The following is a 17,767-nucleotide window of genomic DNA, read 5'->3' on the forward strand; positions in this document are numbered from 1 at the left end:
AGTTGTCTCCTTTTATCTTTTTTTCTTTTGATAAGGGGTATTTTCTAAAGGCAGACTTGGTCGGAGCTGACCATCCAAGGCGAAATATGCGCCTGCTAAAGCTGGTGCGGTAGGGATTGTTGCTAACTCACCTACGCCTTTAATTCCATAGGCTAAACCTTCGTGAAGATTGTCAGCATGAACCAAAATTGTTTCGATTGGTGGTACTTGAGTGGCGTTCACTAATCCTAGCGTTGCATATTTTGCTTTAACATAGCCTTCTTCTAAGGCAAATTTTTCAGTTAAAGCATACCCCATGCCCATTGCAATCCCACCTTCAATTTGACCTTCAGCAGCTCGTGGATTCACCACTTGCCCCATATCATACGCAGCCACAAATTTAGCTACTTTTCCTTTGTCATCTAGAATAGCTACTTCAGCAGCATAACCATAACCAGCATGACTAACTGGACTTTTTTTATCATTAATTAATGGATCCGTTTTCGCTGAATATTCCCCATAAAATTCTTCGCCTTCCAAATCACTTAAAGCACGTCCCATATCAAGCTCATACCGTAATTGCATTGCCGCTCTTCTAGTTGCTTCTCCTGTGAAGAGTGACTGCCTCGAAGCCGTTGTCGTTCCTGAATTCGGCGTTCTTCTCGTATCAGGTGCTTCCGCAACAATCATTTCTGGTGGTAAATTTAATGTTTCACAGGCAATTTGCGTCGTAACGGTTGCCATCCCTTGACCGATACAAGCAGCACTTGTGCGGACATGTATTTTTCCTTCTTCAACAGAAATAATACAACGCCCTGTATCAGGTAGCCCCACACCCACGCCACTATTTTTAAAGAAACTAGAAATTCCAGCAACTTCCGCTTGTTCATAGACGTCTTTAACTGCTAACAAGGCTTCTTTTAACGCCGCATTTTTCGAGACCAATTGTCCATTCGGTAAAGTATCTCCTGGGGCGACGGCATTTTTAAAGCGTATTTCCCATGGTGATAGTCCGACTTTTTCTGCTAACAAGTTTAAATTACTTTCAATTGCAAAAGCCGTTTGGCAAACACCAAATCCACGAAATGCACCTGCTGGCGGATTATTAGTATATACAGCAAACCCTTCCACATCAATCGTTTGATACTTGTAAGGACCTGCCGCATGTGTACAAGCCCGTTGCAATACTGGTCCTCCTAAAGAAGCATAGGCCCCAGTATCCGCATAAATCACTGCTTTCATTGCAGTTAAATTGCCTTCTTCATCACAGCCGGTCGTAAAGTCCATTTCCATGCCATGGCGTTTGGGATGAACCATCAAACTTTCTTCACGGCTTAGCAGTACTTTTACTGGTTTCTTCAATAACCAAGCAGCTAAGGATGCATGATGCTGAACACTCATGTCTTCTTTTCCACCAAAACCACCACCAACAAGTTTTGATTGAACATGAATTTTTTCCTTATCCAGTCCTAACATCCGAGCCACTTCCCGTTGTTCATCATAGATACTTTGACCCGCACTAAAGAGTAAAATGCCCTCACCTTCAGGCTGTGCAATCGCACACTCGGGTTCCATAAAGGCATGTTCGTTAATTGGTACGGAATAATGTTCTGTCACTACAAACGCAGAATTTGCTAATACTTCATCTGCGTTGCCACGTACCAAGTGTTCATGAGACAAGATATTGCCCTTTTCATGAATAGCTGGTGCACCTTCTGCTAAAGCAGCTTCACAAGAAGTAAGCGGTATCATTTCTTCGTAATCAACTTCCACTAAATTTTTTATCTCTGGTAAGGTTTCTTTTCTTTTTGAAACAACGAGTGCTACTGCATCCCCAACATACCGTGTTATTTCTCCTTCTGGAATCATTACATCCCAATCGGAAATAAATTCTAAATGACCAATTTTATTATTTCCTGGAACGTCTTTAGCTGTGAACACAGCCACACAGTCAGGATGCGCCAATGCTTGGGTACTATCGATTGATAGAACTTTTGCGCGAGGATAGGCACTCCGCAAAGCAGATGCATGAAGCATTCCTTCTATGTCAATGTCATCTACATAAATCCCTGTTCCTAAGGTTTTCTCCACTGCATCGACCCGTTGGAAGTCTTCCCCTAATTTACCATTTGAATGTTCTTCCGGAATGCTCGTTTCTTCACAAAACATTTTAGCAGCTAACTGAATGGCTTCTATTATTTTCACATATCCTGTACAACGACAAATGTTCCCGCGTAAAGCTTTCTGAATGTCTTCTTTTGTGGGTTCGGGTTTCTTGTTCAATAATCCTTGTGCCGAAATAACCATCCCAGGGATGCAATATCCGCACTGAACTGCACCCGTTTTTGCAAACGCATAGGCGTAGACATCTTTTTGCCGTTGGCTTAAACCTTCAATTGTCGTGACTTCTTTACCAGCTAATTTTTCTAAAGTAAACAAACACGCTTTGGAAGCCTTTCCATTTACTAGCACCGTACATGCGCCGCAAGAGCCTTGGTTACAACCATCTTTTGTTCCAGTTAGGCCCAGATCCTCCCGCAAAAAGTCCATTAATTTTTTGTTTGTTTCACAGGTTTCACTTTGACCATTTACAATAATTGAATACATTTCTTGCACCTCGATTTCTGATATAGTTTAGTGTTCAATCATCTAGATTATACCACAAATCTTTGTTCTAAAAATTATTTTTTAGCAAAAAAAACTTTTTTATTCAACTTAAAGGTCCTCATTATTGATAGCGCTGTTGAATTAATTCTCCCGCGATGCTAATCGCTAACTCTTCTGGTGTTTCGGCTGCAATGTCTAAGCCAATTGGCATGAAAATTCTTTCAATTTCATTCATTGTATAACCGACCTCTTTTAACCGTCGAACTTGTGAAGCAATTTTGTGTTTGCTCCCCATCACACCAATATATTTGGCTGGTGTTTCCAATAACTGTTTGGCAACGATGAAATCAAAATTGTGTCCTCTGGTAATTACTATACCATAATCATCCGCCGTTATTTCAATAAACGCAGCTAAATTTTCTAAAGGAATAACCCGTAGTTCCTCAGCTTGTGGAAAAGCTTGTGCCGTCAAAAATTCTGGACGATCGTCCACTACAACGCAATAAAACGATAAATAGTTTAAAATAGGTACCAATGCGCGTGCGACATGTCCACTTCCAAAAATATACACTTTCCCTACTTGGAGGATTGCTTCTGTTAAAAAAATTATGTCCTCTTTTTGCTCACAATGGATACCTTTAGGTAGCAAACTTAATTCCCCCTCCCAAGAAGTGGAACCAATCAATTCGCCTGTTTCACTATAAAAGGATACTTTTCCTAAATTGTTTTGATCTAGTTCAGTCATTAACCAACCTTGTTGATTATTTTGAAAATGCGTTTCTATGGACTCACACAACTCTTTTAAAAATGGCGTTTCCCATGAAAGATAATGGAAAAAAATCGTGACATTTCCGCCACAGACCATACCTAAATCAGCAATATTATTCGGTGCTAAAATAAATTGACGTTGTGCATTTTCTTTCTCAATAAGTAGCTTTTTTGCCACTTGTTCAGCCTGAAATTCAACCGCGCCACCACCAACAGTTCCGGCTATTCTACCTTCGGCGGAAACCAGCATTCTAGCCCCTTGACTTCGTGGTGTAGATCCTGAACTTGTACCAATCGTTAATAACATCGTGTCTTGCTTTTCCAATATTGCCTGTTTCAAACGCTGAAATACTTCTCTCATTTCAGTTCCTCCGATACTACATCCTGTTCTTTAAAGATTTCTTCAAAACATGCCTCTACCTGTTGATACACTTTTTTCTCAAATAAAAGATATTGATCAATCAACTCTTTTCCTTGATCCGTAACAATTGACCCGCCACCATTACAACCGCCAACGCTTTTGATAATTAATGGAAAAGATAGCTCTTCTTCAGCTACCCGCACAATTCGCCATGCCTTATTATAAGACATTTTCATCTCTTTTGCCGCTAAGTTTAGTGAACCAGTTTGCTGAATTTTTTGTAAAACTTCGACAACGCCAGGACCAAAAAAGTTCCGATCTGTTTTTAATTTTAAGTTTAGGGAATACGTAAACATCTTCTCCTCCTTTATTCGTTCATTTTTTTATAGATAACGTAAGGGAAAAAGGATACGAAAGCTTACTCACTTTCGTATCAAAAAAAGCAATCTTCACTCAAGTGCTACGCGCTTTTTTGGTTTTAAAATGACATTTAAAAGGACTGCTACCAAAGTGGTTAAGATAACTTCCGAATTACCGAAAATCGTTGTTACCCAAGTTGGAAAACCAGCTAAGCTTCCAGTAGACAATGTGACACCAATTCCAAATGCTAGAGCTGTTCCGACAACCCCAGTATTTCGAGGAGTCATTTCCTGCGAAGCAATCATCCGAATACCTGTCATAGAAATAGAAGCAAAAACTGAAATCGTTGCGCCACCAATTACTGCGTAAGGAATCGTAGTTAATAACGCAGCTACTTTCGGAACAAAACCAGCAATTAATAATATAACTGAAGCGAAAACCAGAACATACTTATTAATCACTTTTGTTACCGTAACCAGACCAACATTTTGTCCAAAAGTTGCCACTGGGATTGATCCAAATAAACTGCCAATAAAGTTAGTGAAACCACTCCCCATAATTCCGCCAGATAATTCTTCATCCGTTGCATCCCGATCCATTGCCCCAACCGTTGTTGCTGTAAATTGACCGATGGCTTGAACAGCATCAACAATAAACATCACTACAAGCGTAAAGATAGGTACCAGTTGAAAATCCAGTCCAAAATGAAACGGGGTAATTACCTGAACGATTTTAGCATTTTGAACTGGTTCAAAACTAACCATCCCTAAAGCTAAAGAAATCAAATAACCAATAACCATTCCGTTTAAAATTGCGGATAACTTCAAAAATCCTTTTGCAAAATAATTGAAGTAAAAGACAATCGCAAAGGTTAATAATGCAACTAACCAATTCCGGGCTGAACCAAAATCAGCACTACCAGCTCCTCCTGCCATATATTTAATCGCAACTGGAAACAAGGATAGTCCAATGCTTAAAATAACCGTTCCTGTTACTAAAGGCGGAAACAACACACGGATTTTTTTAATGAACAAACCAACAATAATAACAAGAATACTGCCAACTAATTGGGAACCAAAAATTGCTGCAATCCCAAAATCAGCTCCGATGGCCATCAAAATCGGTACATAGGCAAAACTTGCCCCCATCATAACTGGTAACCGTGAACCCACTTTTCCAAAAATAGGGAAAAGTTGAATTAACGTTGCAACTGCTGAAAAAATCAATGATGTTTGAATCAAAATAGTCGTATCACTAGGACTTAATTGGCAAACTTTGGCAATCATGATTCCCGGTGTGACAATCCCTACTACTGCTGCGACAACGTGTTGCAATCCCATCGGAATTGCTTCAGAAATTGATAGTTTCGCATCATATTCAAATAATGCTTGCTCTTTTTTTTCATTCATAGGATCGTTTCCTTCTTCTTTTTATTCTAAAAGGATTGTTCCCCTTAATCAGTAAAGAATGCAATCCTTTTTCCCTCAGAAACATCTTAAAAATTATCCTTTGACAGCAACTGCTTCAATTTCAAATAACCCATCTTTAGGCAACTTGGCTACTTCTACACAAGAACGTGCAGGCAAAACTTCTGAAAAGTAATTCCCATAGATTTCGTTAATTTTGCTAAAATCAGACATATGTTGTAAAAATACCGTTGTTTTCACAACATTATCATAGGTCATTTCGACCTCTTTTAAAATCGAACCTAAATTGATAAACGCTTGTTTTGCTTGTTCTTCCACTGTAGTCTTCATTTCGCCCGATTGCGGATCTAATCCTAGTTGTCCAGAAATGTACAACGTATTTTCAGCTAAGACAGAATGTGAATAAGGTCCTACAGCAGCTGGTGCCTGTGCAGAATTAATCATTTTGTTTGTCATCGTTTTCCTCCATTCTATGATTCTTTATTTTCAATTAAAGTCCCTGTTTTTCCAGATAATCCTTCTTTGGCTTTTTCTAATAACGTAATCAATGTTTTTCGACCTGGCTTAGATTCAGCAAACTTAATCGCTGCTTCAACTTTTGGTAACATTGAACCTGGAGCAAACTGACCTTCTTGCGCATATTGTTTCATTTTTTCTGTTGAAACATTCCCTAAGGCTTCTTGATTTTCTTTACCAAAATTAATACAAACTTTTTCAACTGCTGTTAAAATCACGAGCAGATCAGCATCCACTTGTTCAGCCAGTCGTTCACTACAAAAATCTTTGTCGATGACTGCATTTACACCTTTTAGTCGGTTCCCTTCTTGAATGACTGGGATGCCACCACCGCCGCCAGCAATGACTGTTTGGCCAGCATCAACCAATGTTTGAATCGTGAGAAGTTCGACAATATTTTTTGGTTTAGGAGAAGCGACGACTTGGCGATAACCACGGCCAGCATCTTCCATCACTTGTATATTTTTTTCTTTGACTAATTGTTCTGCTTCTTCTTTTGTCATGAAGCGACCAATTGGTTTCGTTGGTTTTTTGAACGCCGGATCATTTTCATCCACGACCACTTGAGTGACTATGGTGGTGACGGCTTTACTTATATTTCGCTGACGCAACTCTTCTTGTAGCGCATTCTCTAAATCATAGCCAATGTAACTTTGACTCATGGCTACGCACATGGATAACGGAACAACTGGATATTGTGGATTATTAAAGGAAAATTCTTCCATAGCTAATTGAATCATCCCCACTTGAGGACCATTGCCATGAGATAAAATAACTTCATATCCTGCTTCAATCAAATCTGCAATCGCTTTGGAAGTCTGTTTTACAGCAGTCATCTGCTCCGTCAAATTATTTCCTAAAGCATTGCCACCTAAAGCTACTACGACGCGTTTGCCCATTGCTTCACCTCATTTTCTGTTTTATAAAAAGGACGATGCTTTTTCTTTTTCACAACGAGTTTTCGTATTAACTGTCTGTTGTCGTTGCATGAAGTCAACGCACATGACTAAGCGTTCTTGACTCGAGACAATCACACATTCATGAATAGACTTGGGAAGGTCTTATTTGTTCATGTTGAAGAGGCAACTTCTAATGATTCATTGTGTAAAGAAAAAGCATCTGTCTTCATGCCAAATTCATTATTTTACTTCTCTTGGTGTCGCTTTATCCGCTAAGTCTGTTAAGGTTTTTTGCGGATTTTTTACTTTACTTAAGAAAATCATAGCCGCAATAACATACGGTTTGTAGCTAGCTTCTTTGTAAAGTTCGACCCGATAACGATCGAAAACAGAAGCTTCCACTTCACCTTCTTCACAACTTACACCAGTAATATCAGCTGGTAGACAATGCATATACAAAGCTTTGCCGTCTTTCGTTGTTTTCATCAATTCTTCTGTACATTCCCAATCTTTGTGCTTTTTATTTTGAGAAAGTAATTCTTGTTCTAATTGATCAATTCCTGCTTGGTCACCATTGCCATATAATTCAGTTCGCTTTTCCATTGCCGCAAAAGGTGCCCAGCTTTTCGGATAAACAACATCCGCATCTTTGAATGCTTCTGCCATACTATTCGTTTTAGTAAAGTTTCCACCAAATTCTGCCGCATTTTTCTTCGCAACTTCTTCTACTTCTGGCATAATTTCATAACCTTCTGGATGTGCTAAGACGACATCCATTCCTAAACGGGTCATTAGACCAACAATTCCTTGAGGAACAGATAATGGTTTTCCATAAGATGGTGAATACGCCCAAGTCATGGCAACTTTTTTCCCTTTCAGGTTTTCAATGCCACCAAATTCATGAATTAAATGCAACGCATCCGCCATTGCTTGCGTCGGATGGTCAATATCACATTGTAAATTCACTAACGTTGGGCGTTGTTCTAATACCCCATCTTTATATCCTTCTTGGACAGATTCTGATACTTCGTGCATGTAAGCATTGCCTTTACCAATGTACATGTCATCACGAATACCAATGATATCAGCCATAAAAGAAATCATGTTTGCTGTCTCACGAACAGTTTCTCCGTGAGAAATTTGGCTTTTTCCTTCGTCTAAATCTTGAACTTCTAAGCCCAAAAGATTACACGCTGAAGCGAAACTAAAACGTGTTCTTGTAGAGTTGTCGCGGAATAAAGAAATCCCCAAGCCACTATCAAAGATTTTAGTTGAAATATTATTTTCTCTTAAATAGCGTAATGTATCGGCAACTGTAAAAACAGCTTCTAATTCATCTCTTGTTTTTTCCCAAGTTAGGAAAAAGTCATTTTCGTACATTTTTTCAAATTCTAATTTATCTAATTTCTCAATATATTCTTTAAACGTTTCCATTCCATCTGCTCCTTTTTGCTTATCTAATAATCCTTTACTTAACCACAATAGACCGTTGGTAATGCCGCATAAACGGCTGCACAACGAACCAAATCATCTTTCCAAGTTTTTTCATTTGGTGCATGTGCTTGTGCTTCCGCCCCTGGCCCGAAACCAATACAAGGAATGCCATTACGTCCCATAATTGAAACGCCATTTGTTGAGAAGGTCCACTTATCTAACAATGGGCGTTCTTCACGCATTTCCACTGTTTCTACAGAGCCTTTCCGTGTTTCTCCATAGAGATTTTTATGCGTTTCCATCAAGGCTTTTGTTACATCATGATTTTCTGGAATGACCCACGTTGGGAAATAACATTCAATTTCATAAGTTAAATCAGTATAAGAAGGACGATCATAGTTGTACATTGAAACCGTCACATCATCTCCATATTTTTTAACAGCTGGTAAATTGCGAATTTCTTCTAAACAACTTTCCCAAGTTTCTCCAGCAGTCATTCGACGGTCTAGTGAAACGGTACAGCCATCCGCAACAGCACACCGACTTGGTGAAGAATGGAAAATTTGCGAAACAGTCACCGTACCACGTCCTAAGAAACGGGCTTCTTGCCACTCTGGATTGTACTTAGGATCTAACATACGAACTAAACCACGAATCGCTGTGCTTTCTGTATCTCCATTGTTGTTTAAGGCACGAACATCTTGTAAGATATCCGCCATTTTGTAAATGGCATTATCTCCACGTTCTGGTGCTGAGCCATGACACGAAACGCCTTTGACGTCAACTTTAATTTCCATTCGGCCTCGTTGACCACGATAAATCCCACCATCTGTTGGCTCTGTTGAAACAACAAATTCTGGACGGATACCGTCTTCTTTGATAATGTACTGCCAGCATAAGCCGTCACAGTCTTCTTCTTGGACAGTGACTGTTACTAAAGCAGTATATTTTTCTGATAATAGACCTAAATCTTTCATGATTTTAGCGCCATAAATAGCCGAAACAATCCCGCCTTCTTGGTCAGACGTACCGCGACCACCGATCTCAGTTTCTGTTTCATAGCCATCGTAAGGATCAAATTTCCAGTTACTCATTTCACCAATTCCGACAGTATCCATGTGCCCATCAAAAGCAATTAATTTTTCACCAGACCCCATATAACCAAGTAAATTCCCTTGAGGATCAATGTCAATTTTATCGAAACCTAATTTTTCCATTTCGGCTTTTGCTCGCGCAATTTTATTGCCTTCTTCTGCACTTTCTCCTGGAATTTTGACAAGGTCTCTTAAAAATTTGACCATATCTTCTCTGTAACCTTCTGCTGCTGCATTTACTGCATTAAAATCCATTCCTTTTACCTCCATAAAATTTTTTTATAATTGTCTGGATCAGTGTCCCCTTCGGTAGAAAACATTAAAACGTTTGACGTCTCATCCAGTTGCAATGCCTCACGTAATTCTTGATAGTCGGGATCTTGCATCACTGTAGCTACTAAGCCCATTGCTACTGCCCCAGATTCGCCTGATACAACTTGCGGATCCCCTTTTAATGGTGCGCCCAACATACGCATTCCTTTTTCAGAAACCCAATCTGGTGCTGAAACAAAGAAGGATGTATGATTTTTTAGAATATCAAAAGAAATCGTATTAGGTTCTCCACATGCTAAGCCAGCCATAATTGTCTGTAAATCACCATCGACAAAGCGAATTTCTCCGTCTTTTTTAATTGCTGATTGATATAAACAGTCAGCCGCCTGCGCCTCAACTACAACCATAATCGGTGGGTTTTCTGGAAAAGCATTAGCAAAATAACCAATCACTGCACCAGCTAAACTGCCGACACCAGCTTGAACAAAAACATGACTAGGTCGTTCAGAGCCAAATTTTCTTAATTGCTGAGAGGCTTCTAACGCCATCGTTCCGTATCCTTGCATAATCCAAGTCGGAATTTTTTCATATCCGTCCCAAGCGGTGTCTTGAACCATGACACCGTTTTCAGTTTCTTCGGCCATTTTATTAGCCATTCGCACACATTCATCGTAATTAACTTCTTCGATTGTGACGGTTGCGCCTTCTTTTTCAATATTTTCTTTTCTCGTCTGTGTTGAACCCTTCGGCATGAGTACAACTGATTTTTGACCTAATTTATTCGCAGCCCAAGCGACTCCTCGTCCATGGTTGCCATCAGTTGCTGTAAAAAACGTAGCTTGTCCAAAAGCTGATCGTAATTGATCAGAAGTTAATTCATCATATGTTAATTCCGAAACATCTTTCTTTAATTTTTCGGCAATATAGTTAGCCATGGCAAACGAACCACCTAAGACTTTAAAAGCATTTAAACCAAAGCGATAAGATTCATCTTTAACAAAGAAATCATTTAACCCCAGATACGCGGCCATATGATTCAATTCTGCTAATGGTGTTTCTGAATACTGTGGAAAACTTTTGTGAAAAGCCAAAGCTTTCTCAATTTTTTCTTTAGACATCAGAGGTAAGTACTTATCCTCCGTCTTCGGCATTTCATTTGCTGTCCATTTAATTTTTTCCAAAAAAACTTCTCCTCCTTCTATTTTTAAGTTGCTTTACGAAAAACAAATTTTCCTTGATTTGCCAAGATGACTTGCCCAGCTTCAGCAACTTTTTGACCTCTTAAATAAACCATTCGAGCCTGTCCTTGTGTTTCAAATCCTTCATATGGTGTATAATCGACATTTTGTAACTGCGTTCTCGCAGCAATCACGCCGGTTGTTCTAGGATCCCAAACAACTAAATCGGCATCACTGCCTTCTTGCACCACACCTTTTTGTGGATACATCGAGAATTGTTTAGCAATATTTTCAGAAAGCAGAGCAACCATTTTTTCCAAGGTGATTCGGCCCTTCGCCACACCTTCCGTATAAATTAATTCTGGTCTCGTTTCAACACCTGGCATCCCATTTGGAATTTTACTAAAATCATCTTTGCCAACTGTTTTTTGTCCGTGAAAATTAAAACTGCAGTGATCTGTCGATATTGTATTGATTGCTCCCTCTTTAATCCCTTGCCACAAAGCCTGTTGATCCTCTCGTTTGCGTAGTGGCGGTGAGCAGACATATTTTGCTGCTTCAAAATTAGGCGCATCATACAAGTGATCATCTAGTAAAAGATATTGAGGGCAAGTTTCTACATAGACTGATTGTCCTCTTTGACGAGCCCGTTCCACCGCTTCTAACGATCGCTTTGTGCTTAAATGCACAATATTAACCGGCAAATCAGCCATTTCCGCTATCATCAAATATCTTGCTACCGCTTCTGCTTCAACAGCCGCCGGTCTTGATAACGGATGATAGTGCGGGGTTAGCTTTCCTTGAGAAACATATGATTGGATTAATTCATCTACTAAATCACCATTTTCACAATGAACGCCTAACATTCCATTAACTTTTTTTATTTCCTTCATCGCTTCAAAAATTTCCGCATCTGTGGTCCGTAAGTTATCATAAGCCATATACATTTTGAAGGAAGTAATACCTGCAGCAATCATTTCCTGAATTTCAGCAGCTATCGTTGGGTTCCATTCGATCATGGACATATGGTAAGTATAATCACATGAACTCTTGCCTTCAGCCAATTGATTCCAAGTAGCTAAACAGTCTTTCAATGAGCCACCTTTATTAGGTGTAGCCATATCAATAACCGTAGTCGTACCTTTGGCCACCGCCGCTTGGCTTCCAGTAGTAAAGTTATCCGCCGTACTTAACGAACCTTTGCCATTATTTAATTCCAGATGCGTGTGCGCATCAATAAAGCCTGGTAATACATAACACCCCGTAACATCCTCAATCTGAGAATTTTCTACTGGTAAATTTGCCCCCATCTCTACAATTTGCTCGCCGTCAATTCGAATATCCAATTGACGACGATTATATGCAGATACGACGGTTCCACCTTTGAGCAGAATAGACATCTATTTATCCCCCAGTCGTAAATTTCCTTTTATGCTTGCATACAATAAGCATATTCTTCAATCATAGTTACCATTAATGCGATTAAATCTTCTGGTACATCTAATCCTTGATCCGTTAATTGAATTGTTGACACCGTTCCCCATAAACGCAGTAAACAAATTTTATCCACAGGATTTTGAACATAGAAACCTGAATTAGTACTGTCATAAAAATCAGATTCACTGTTAAATAAGGTAAATTTGTCTTTGTAAGGGGCACTTGCATAAGGGCAAAATGTTTCACAGTTGCCACATTCGTTACACATCCGATCAACATGGACAATTTGTGGTTTTCCTTCGACGTACACAACAATATTTGCTCGGTTTGGACAGACATCCATACAAGATTCACAAATTGTGGAGCATTCTAAGCAACGACTAGCTTGACTACAAGACATCTCGTCTGTCACAAGGATACCCCGTTTGTTTCTAACAAATGCGACATCACTATTTAAATTATCTTTTTCATAGTGATGATTGTGGACAAGACAAATATTATTGGCCGCTTTGGTTGCATCAGCAATTGCTTCAACAATTGTGGCTGGTCCTAAATTAGCGTCACCAATGACATAGACGCCTGGTATATTTGTTTCCAATGTTTCTTGATTTGAAACGACTTTCCCATAGTTGTCTGTGTGAATGCCTAATGCTTGGTAAAATTCTGTATCTACTTTTTCACCAACAGCGGCAATCACTGTATCAGCAGGAATATCAATCATTTCTCCTGTACCAATCGGACGACGGCGTCCAGAAGCATCTCGTTCACCTAGGACCATTTTTTCACAAGTTAATTGTTGATTTTCATGTTTAATTGGCGAAAGTAATTCTAAAAAGTCGACACCATCTTCTAAGGCTAAATAAAGTTCTTCTTCATCTGCTGGCATATTGCGTTTATTCCGACGATAAACCACTGAGACTTTTTTAACACCAGGTAATGTTGTGGCTGCACGAGCACAGTCCATGGCTGTATTTCCGCCACCAACGACGACAATTTGTTCTCCGTAAGGATTAATCGTTGGATTTTCTCGGTTTGCTTTTAAAAATTCTAACGAGTTCAATGCTCGCCCAGATTCTAAACGAAGGACCCCATGTTTCCATGCACCAATGGCATAAATAACATTCGTATAGCCTTGGTTTTTCAATTCTGCCAATGATGGCGCCTCTTGTCCTGTACGGAATTCAACTCCCATAAATTCCGCTAACTGAACGTCTTTTTGAACAGATTCCATAGAAATTCGAAATTCTGGTACAATCTGGCTACAAACCCCCCCAATTGTCTCGGATTTTTCAAACACAGTAACAGGCATGCCTTCACGTGCTAATAAATACCCAGCAGAGATCCCTGCAGGACCTCCACCCACAACAGCTGTTTTAGGTGCATTTTCTTTTGGCTGTGGCTTTTCTAGTGTCGTCAATAATTCATCATAAGCATGTTCAGCTGCTTCTAACTTCACTTCCCGAATATGAATAGATTCTTCATAAAATTGACGTGTACATTTAGTCATACAAGGATGTGCACAAATGGTTCCAGTAATAAAAGGCAATGGATTTTTATCGACAATTACTTGCAAGGCCTTTAAATAATTGCCTTCACTTACATAACGAAGGTAAGCAGGAATATCCTGATTGATTGGACAACCACCGTCACTTCGACAAGGAGCAATATAACAATCTGTTAACGGAACTGTTTTTCTTAGTTTGGTACTTTCTGGTAATTTAATTGATTTTTGGTAACGCGATTGTGTTTTAGATTTCTCAACAACTTGGGCTAATTTATCCAAGTTGACATGAACCATCTGAGGATATTCTGCTGCGCTTAATACATTAGCAACTTGATTCATTCGTTGATAGCCACCAGGTTTCAATAGCGTCGTTGCCATAGTGATTGGCCAAATCCCAGCATCAAATATTTCTTTACTATTGAAAATATCTGCACCGCCAGAATAAGAAATTTGTAGTTTCCCATCAAATGCTTCTGATAATTTTTGTGCCAATGAAATACTAAGAGGAAATAGCGAACGTCCTGACATGTACATTTCATCACCAGGTAATTCATTTGCCGCAATCGTTACTGGGAAAGTGTTCGTAATTTTAACTCCGAAGCTTAGATTTTTACTATTGGCTAATAATTGCAGACGTTGTAACATCGGTACTGCTTCTTCAAATTGTAAATCTTCTTTAAAATGGTGATCGTCAAAAACCATATAATCAAACCCTAGCTCATCCATCGTTTGACGCGCATATTCATAACCTAACATGGTTGGATTACATTTAATAAAGGAATGGAGCCCTTTTTCACTTAATAAATAGGCCGCAATTCGTTCAATTTCATCTGATGGACAGCCGTGTAAAGTCGACAGCGTAATAGAATGACAGACTTTAGGACTAATTGCTTCGATATATAAGTCATCTACTTTTTTAAAATAAGATAGATATTTTTTGGCAGCTGCTTGGCATTCCGCCCAAATCGGCGTTCCTTCTGCGTTCTGCATTTCGTTAATATAACGATCAATTTTTGGTGATTGAATCCCTGCCAAATCATAGCCAACACTCATGTTAAAAATGAAACCATTCGGGTCACCTAGCTCGAACTCTTTACTCAGTAACTTCAAAACGAACCATGCTTTGACGTATTCATCATAAGCTTGGGGAACGCGCAATTCTGTGGACCACTCAACGTTGTAACATTCATCCGCTGCTGCGATACATGGTTTACTCACCGGTAAATCTTCTCCATCCAGTATCTGGACTGTCTTAACTTCAAAAAAACGAGAACCTGTTAAATAGGCCGCAATAATATTTTGTGCTAATTGTGTATGAGGACCTGCTGCTGGACCACAAGGGGTTTCCATTTTTTCTCCAAATAACGAAATCGTTTTTGTAGGATCCGCATGATAAAATTTACGAATGCCAAAAATTGTGCCATCTTGTTGATACTCACTAAAAATCCAATTTAATAAAGCCTCAATTGAGATGGGATGCATAATATCACTCATTAACGTCACTCCTTTTATTTATAATGAAAGCTATTGATTTACTCGTTTCCAGAAAGATTGTGCTTGCGTTTGCGCATCATGCCAAACTTTCTCTTCATCAATTCCTTGAACTTCACGATTACGCATCCGAATTTCTCCATTAATCACCGTGTCAGTAACCATCCCACCATTCATGCCGAATAAAATGTGCATGTTATAATTCTCTTTTGTCATTGGTGTCGGTCCATGATAATCAACAATAATGACGTCTGCTGCTGCATCAGGTTCTAAAACGCCTAGCTTTGTTTTAAAATAGCGATTAGCCATTTGCGGATTATTATCAAACAGCATTGTGGGAATTTCTGCCCAAGCAGCATTTGGATCAGCTAAATGATGCTTGTGGATAACATTTCCTACCTTATAAGATTCCGTCATATCATTCGTATAACCATCTGTGCCAAGACCCATCAAAATACCATACTCATTAAACATACGCATCGCAGGTGGGCAGCCGACCGCATTTCCCATATTCGACTCTGGATTCGTGACCACCATTGTGTCTGTTTCTCTTAGTAATTCCATCTCATGAGGGCCAATATGGATGCAATGGCCTGCCATTGTCTGTTTTCCTAAAATTCTTAAATCAAATAATCGGTTCACAATCGGCTTCCCATATTTTTTCAAAGAATCATGAACATCGGCTAAATCCTCTGCAATATGAATATGATAACCAATCCCATCTGGCGTATTGGCTGCACATAATTCTAAAGAAGCATCTGATAAAGTAAAGGCTGCATGCATACCCATCATCGCTTTTTGCATATCATCCTTTCTTAAGGAACTGGCTTTAATAAAGGCGGCATTTTCTTGAACTGCTTCCCGCATTTTCTGCTCACCATCGCGATCAGAAACTTCATAACAAAGGCAGGTCCGAATCCCTAACTCGTCCGCTGCATTAGATAATTGGGTTAAACTCCCTGTAATTTCTCCGTAACTAGCATGATGATCAAAGACAGTTGTAACACCGTTGCGAATACTATCTAAATAAGCAACCTTACCACTTTGATAAGTGTCTTCTAATGTCAAGGCACGATCAATTCGCCACCATTGATCTACCAAAATATCCATGAAATTTTTAGGATGATAATTCGTTAAACTTAACCCACGTGCAAAGGTACTATAAATATGATTGTGCATGTTAATAAAGCCTGGCATAATCACTCCACCTTTAGCATCAATAAATGTCGCTTCTGGATAAGCTTGTTTTAAATCTTCTGTCGTTCCGACTTGTTTCACAACTTGACCATCAATCGCCACACACCCATTTTCAAAAAAATGATTCTGCGCATCCCGAGTGATTAAACGCCCATTTCCAATTAATAACATGTATTCTCCTCCTATTTTTCAACCTATTCCCCACAAGCGGCAAACGCTTACAAATATATCGCTCAATCATTCACGAATATAGCTTGGCTAATCTACATTCCTTACGAAAAGCATTTGAAGCGCTTGCATTTTTTACTAACGAACTCATTAACTTGATTAAAGTATATCACCTTACCTTAAAAAAAACAATGCTGCCTAAAAAATATTTTTTAGAATTTTGACAGCCGTTATCTTGTATTATTATTTTTATCATGCTATCATTATTTTTCAGAACAGGTAGTACGCGACATTAAAGGATTTAGCCCTGCCTATTCCATTTAAAAATATTATGTTAAATTTGACACAATCTTATAAAAACTGTTTGTGCCAGGCACATTAGAAAGGAGCTTATTTATGTTATCCGACGAAAAACTTACTTTTTTAACACAAATTGCTAAAGGTTTAGCTGGTCAATTTGGTGAAAACTGCGAAGTCGTTATCCACCAAATCAATGAAGACAATATTAACAATTCTATTGTTTCCATTGAAAATGGTCATGTCTCTTCTCGTCATCTGGGCGATGGACCTTCTCAAGTAGTCTTAGAAGCCTTAAAAAAAGACCCTAGTGAGTTGAATGATCATATTAACTATCTGACCCGCACCCATGATGGTCGTATTTTAAAATCTAGTACAATGTATTTTAAAGATGAGGATGGTCAGCTCGATGGTATTTTTGCTATTAACTACGACATCACTACATTGATTGCTGCAGAGTCGAACTTAAAATCTTTGATTTCCACTGCAGAACCTGAAGAAGATAAAGACCCTGATTACATTCCTCAGGATGTTAATGAGTTGTTAGACGATTTAATTCATGAATCAGTCAAATTAGTTGGTAAGCCGGTCCCATTAATGACGAAGGACGATAAAATCAAGTGTATTCAATTTTTAAACAATAAAGGCGCCTTCTTAGTCACTAAATCTGGGGACAAAGTTTCTAACTTCTTCAATATTTCTAAATATACGCTATACAGTTATATTGATGCGAAATAAAAATGGAAATCGATGGACGATTTGTTGTTAAGACAAGTC

Annotated in this window: 13 protein-coding genes; 1 reads left to right on the top strand and 12 read right to left on the bottom strand. The window is 38.9% G+C overall.

The window, feature by feature from the left end; genetic code table 11:
* Positions 1–12: 12 nt before the first annotated feature.
* From xdh to ssnA, 12 genes are all read right to left on the bottom strand, one after another.
* Positions 13–2,586 (bottom strand): selenium-dependent xanthine dehydrogenase, encoded by a 2,574-nt coding sequence (xdh, locus tag IGJ52_RS10085; RefSeq protein ID WP_202573618.1) that lies wholly within the window; start codon positions 2,584–2,586, stop codon positions 13–15.
* 121 nt (positions 2,587–2,707) lie between these two features.
* Positions 2,708–3,715, bottom strand: a complete 1,008-nt coding sequence (locus tag IGJ52_RS10090) for an XdhC family protein (RefSeq protein ID WP_002419484.1) — start codon at positions 3,713–3,715, stop codon at positions 2,708–2,710.
* Positions 3,712–4,071, bottom strand: coding sequence for a winged helix-turn-helix domain-containing protein (locus tag IGJ52_RS10095; protein WP_002356595.1), 360 nt, complete (start codon positions 4,069–4,071; stop codon positions 3,712–3,714). The genes IGJ52_RS10090 and IGJ52_RS10095 overlap by 4 nt, the downstream gene beginning before the upstream one ends.
* 93 nt (positions 4,072–4,164) lie before the next feature.
* On the bottom strand, positions 4,165–5,484 hold the full coding sequence (locus IGJ52_RS10100) for a nucleobase:cation symporter-2 family protein (RefSeq protein ID WP_002356594.1): 1,320 nt from the start codon (positions 5,482–5,484) through the stop codon (positions 4,165–4,167).
* 93 nt (positions 5,485–5,577) lie between these two features.
* Positions 5,578–5,958 carry a RidA family protein gene (locus IGJ52_RS10105; protein ID WP_002419483.1) on the bottom strand — a complete coding sequence of 127 codons (381 nt, stop codon included), beginning with the start codon at positions 5,956–5,958 and terminating at the stop codon, positions 5,578–5,580.
* Between the two features lie 14 nt (positions 5,959–5,972).
* Positions 5,973–6,917: a carbamate kinase gene (arcC, locus tag IGJ52_RS10110; protein ID WP_002362589.1), complete on the bottom strand. Its 945-nt coding sequence runs from the start codon at positions 6,915–6,917 to the stop codon at positions 5,973–5,975.
* Between the two features lie 240 nt (positions 6,918–7,157).
* The gene (gene ygeW, locus IGJ52_RS10115; protein ID WP_002359643.1) at positions 7,158–8,351 is read right to left on the bottom strand and encodes a knotted carbamoyltransferase YgeW; all 1,194 of its coding nucleotides are present in this window, start codon (positions 8,349–8,351) and stop codon (positions 7,158–7,160) included.
* Positions 8,352–8,389: 38 nt separating this feature from the next.
* Entirely contained in the window at positions 8,390–9,715 is a 1,326-nt protein-coding gene (locus IGJ52_RS10120) for a YgeY family selenium metabolism-linked hydrolase (protein ID WP_002362247.1), read from the bottom strand.
* Positions 9,706–10,899, bottom strand: coding sequence for a diaminopropionate ammonia-lyase (gene dpaL, locus IGJ52_RS10125; protein WP_002356589.1), 1,194 nt, complete (start codon positions 10,897–10,899; stop codon positions 9,706–9,708). Before dpaL ends, IGJ52_RS10120 begins: the two co-directional genes overlap by 10 nt.
* A 23-nt stretch (positions 10,900–10,922) precedes the next feature.
* Positions 10,923–12,296 (bottom strand): dihydropyrimidinase, encoded by a 1,374-nt coding sequence (gene hydA / locus IGJ52_RS10130; protein ID WP_002382662.1) that lies wholly within the window; start codon positions 12,294–12,296, stop codon positions 10,923–10,925.
* Between the two features lie 29 nt (positions 12,297–12,325).
* Complete coding sequence (gene ygfK, locus IGJ52_RS10135; protein WP_438792070.1) at positions 12,326–15,331, bottom strand: putative selenate reductase subunit YgfK; 3,006 nt, start codon at positions 15,329–15,331, stop codon at positions 12,326–12,328.
* A gap of 30 nt (positions 15,332–15,361) precedes the next feature.
* Positions 15,362–16,696 carry a putative aminohydrolase SsnA gene (gene ssnA / locus IGJ52_RS10140; protein ID WP_438792071.1) on the bottom strand — a complete coding sequence of 445 codons (1,335 nt, stop codon included), beginning with the start codon at positions 16,694–16,696 and terminating at the stop codon, positions 15,362–15,364.
* A 393-nt stretch (positions 16,697–17,089) separates the two neighbouring features.
* On the opposite strand from ssnA, the gene IGJ52_RS10145 reads away from it, so the two are divergent.
* Complete coding sequence (locus IGJ52_RS10145) at positions 17,090–17,728, top strand: helix-turn-helix transcriptional regulator (protein WP_016614361.1); 639 nt, start codon at positions 17,090–17,092, stop codon at positions 17,726–17,728.
* The last annotated feature ends 39 nt before the right edge of the window (positions 17,729–17,767 follow it).

Source organism: Enterococcus sp. DIV1758, from assembly GCF_051711985.1.
Taxonomy (GTDB): Bacteria; Bacillota; Bacilli; order Lactobacillales; family Enterococcaceae; genus Enterococcus; species Enterococcus faecalis.

Excerpts from the sequence above, each read along its gene's own strand:
- xdh (WP_202573618.1), bottom strand. The coding sequence starts at position 2,586 with ATGTATTCAATTATTGTAAATGGTCAAAGTGAAACCTGTGAAACAAAC.
- IGJ52_RS10090 (WP_002419484.1), bottom strand. The coding sequence starts at position 3,715 with ATGAGAGAAGTATTTCAGCGTTTGAAACAGGCAATATTGGAAAAGCAA.
- IGJ52_RS10095 (WP_002356595.1), bottom strand. The coding sequence starts at position 4,071 with ATGTTTACGTATTCCCTAAACTTAAAATTAAAAACAGATCGGAACTTT.
- IGJ52_RS10100 (WP_002356594.1), bottom strand. The coding sequence starts at position 5,484 with ATGAATGAAAAAAAAGAGCAAGCATTATTTGAATATGATGCGAAACTA.
- IGJ52_RS10105 (WP_002419483.1), bottom strand. The coding sequence starts at position 5,958 with ATGACAAACAAAATGATTAATTCTGCACAGGCACCAGCTGCTGTAGGA.
- arcC (WP_002362589.1), bottom strand. The coding sequence starts at position 6,917 with ATGGGCAAACGCGTCGTAGTAGCTTTAGGTGGCAATGCTTTAGGAAAT.
- ygeW (WP_002359643.1), bottom strand. The coding sequence starts at position 8,351 with ATGGAAACGTTTAAAGAATATATTGAGAAATTAGATAAATTAGAATTT.
- IGJ52_RS10120 (WP_002362247.1), bottom strand. The coding sequence starts at position 9,715 with ATGGAGGTAAAAGGAATGGATTTTAATGCAGTAAATGCAGCAGCAGAA.
- hydA (WP_002382662.1), bottom strand. The coding sequence starts at position 12,296 with ATGTCTATTCTGCTCAAAGGTGGAACCGTCGTATCTGCATATAATCGT.
- ygfK (WP_438792070.1), bottom strand. The coding sequence starts at position 15,331 with ATGAGTGATATTATGCATCCCATCTCAATTGAGGCTTTATTAAATTGG.
- ssnA (WP_438792071.1), bottom strand. The coding sequence starts at position 16,696 with ATGTTATTAATTGGAAATGGGCGTTTAATCACTCGGGATGCGCAGAAT.
- IGJ52_RS10145 (WP_016614361.1), top strand. The coding sequence starts at position 17,090 with ATGTTATCCGACGAAAAACTTACTTTTTTAACACAAATTGCTAAAGGT.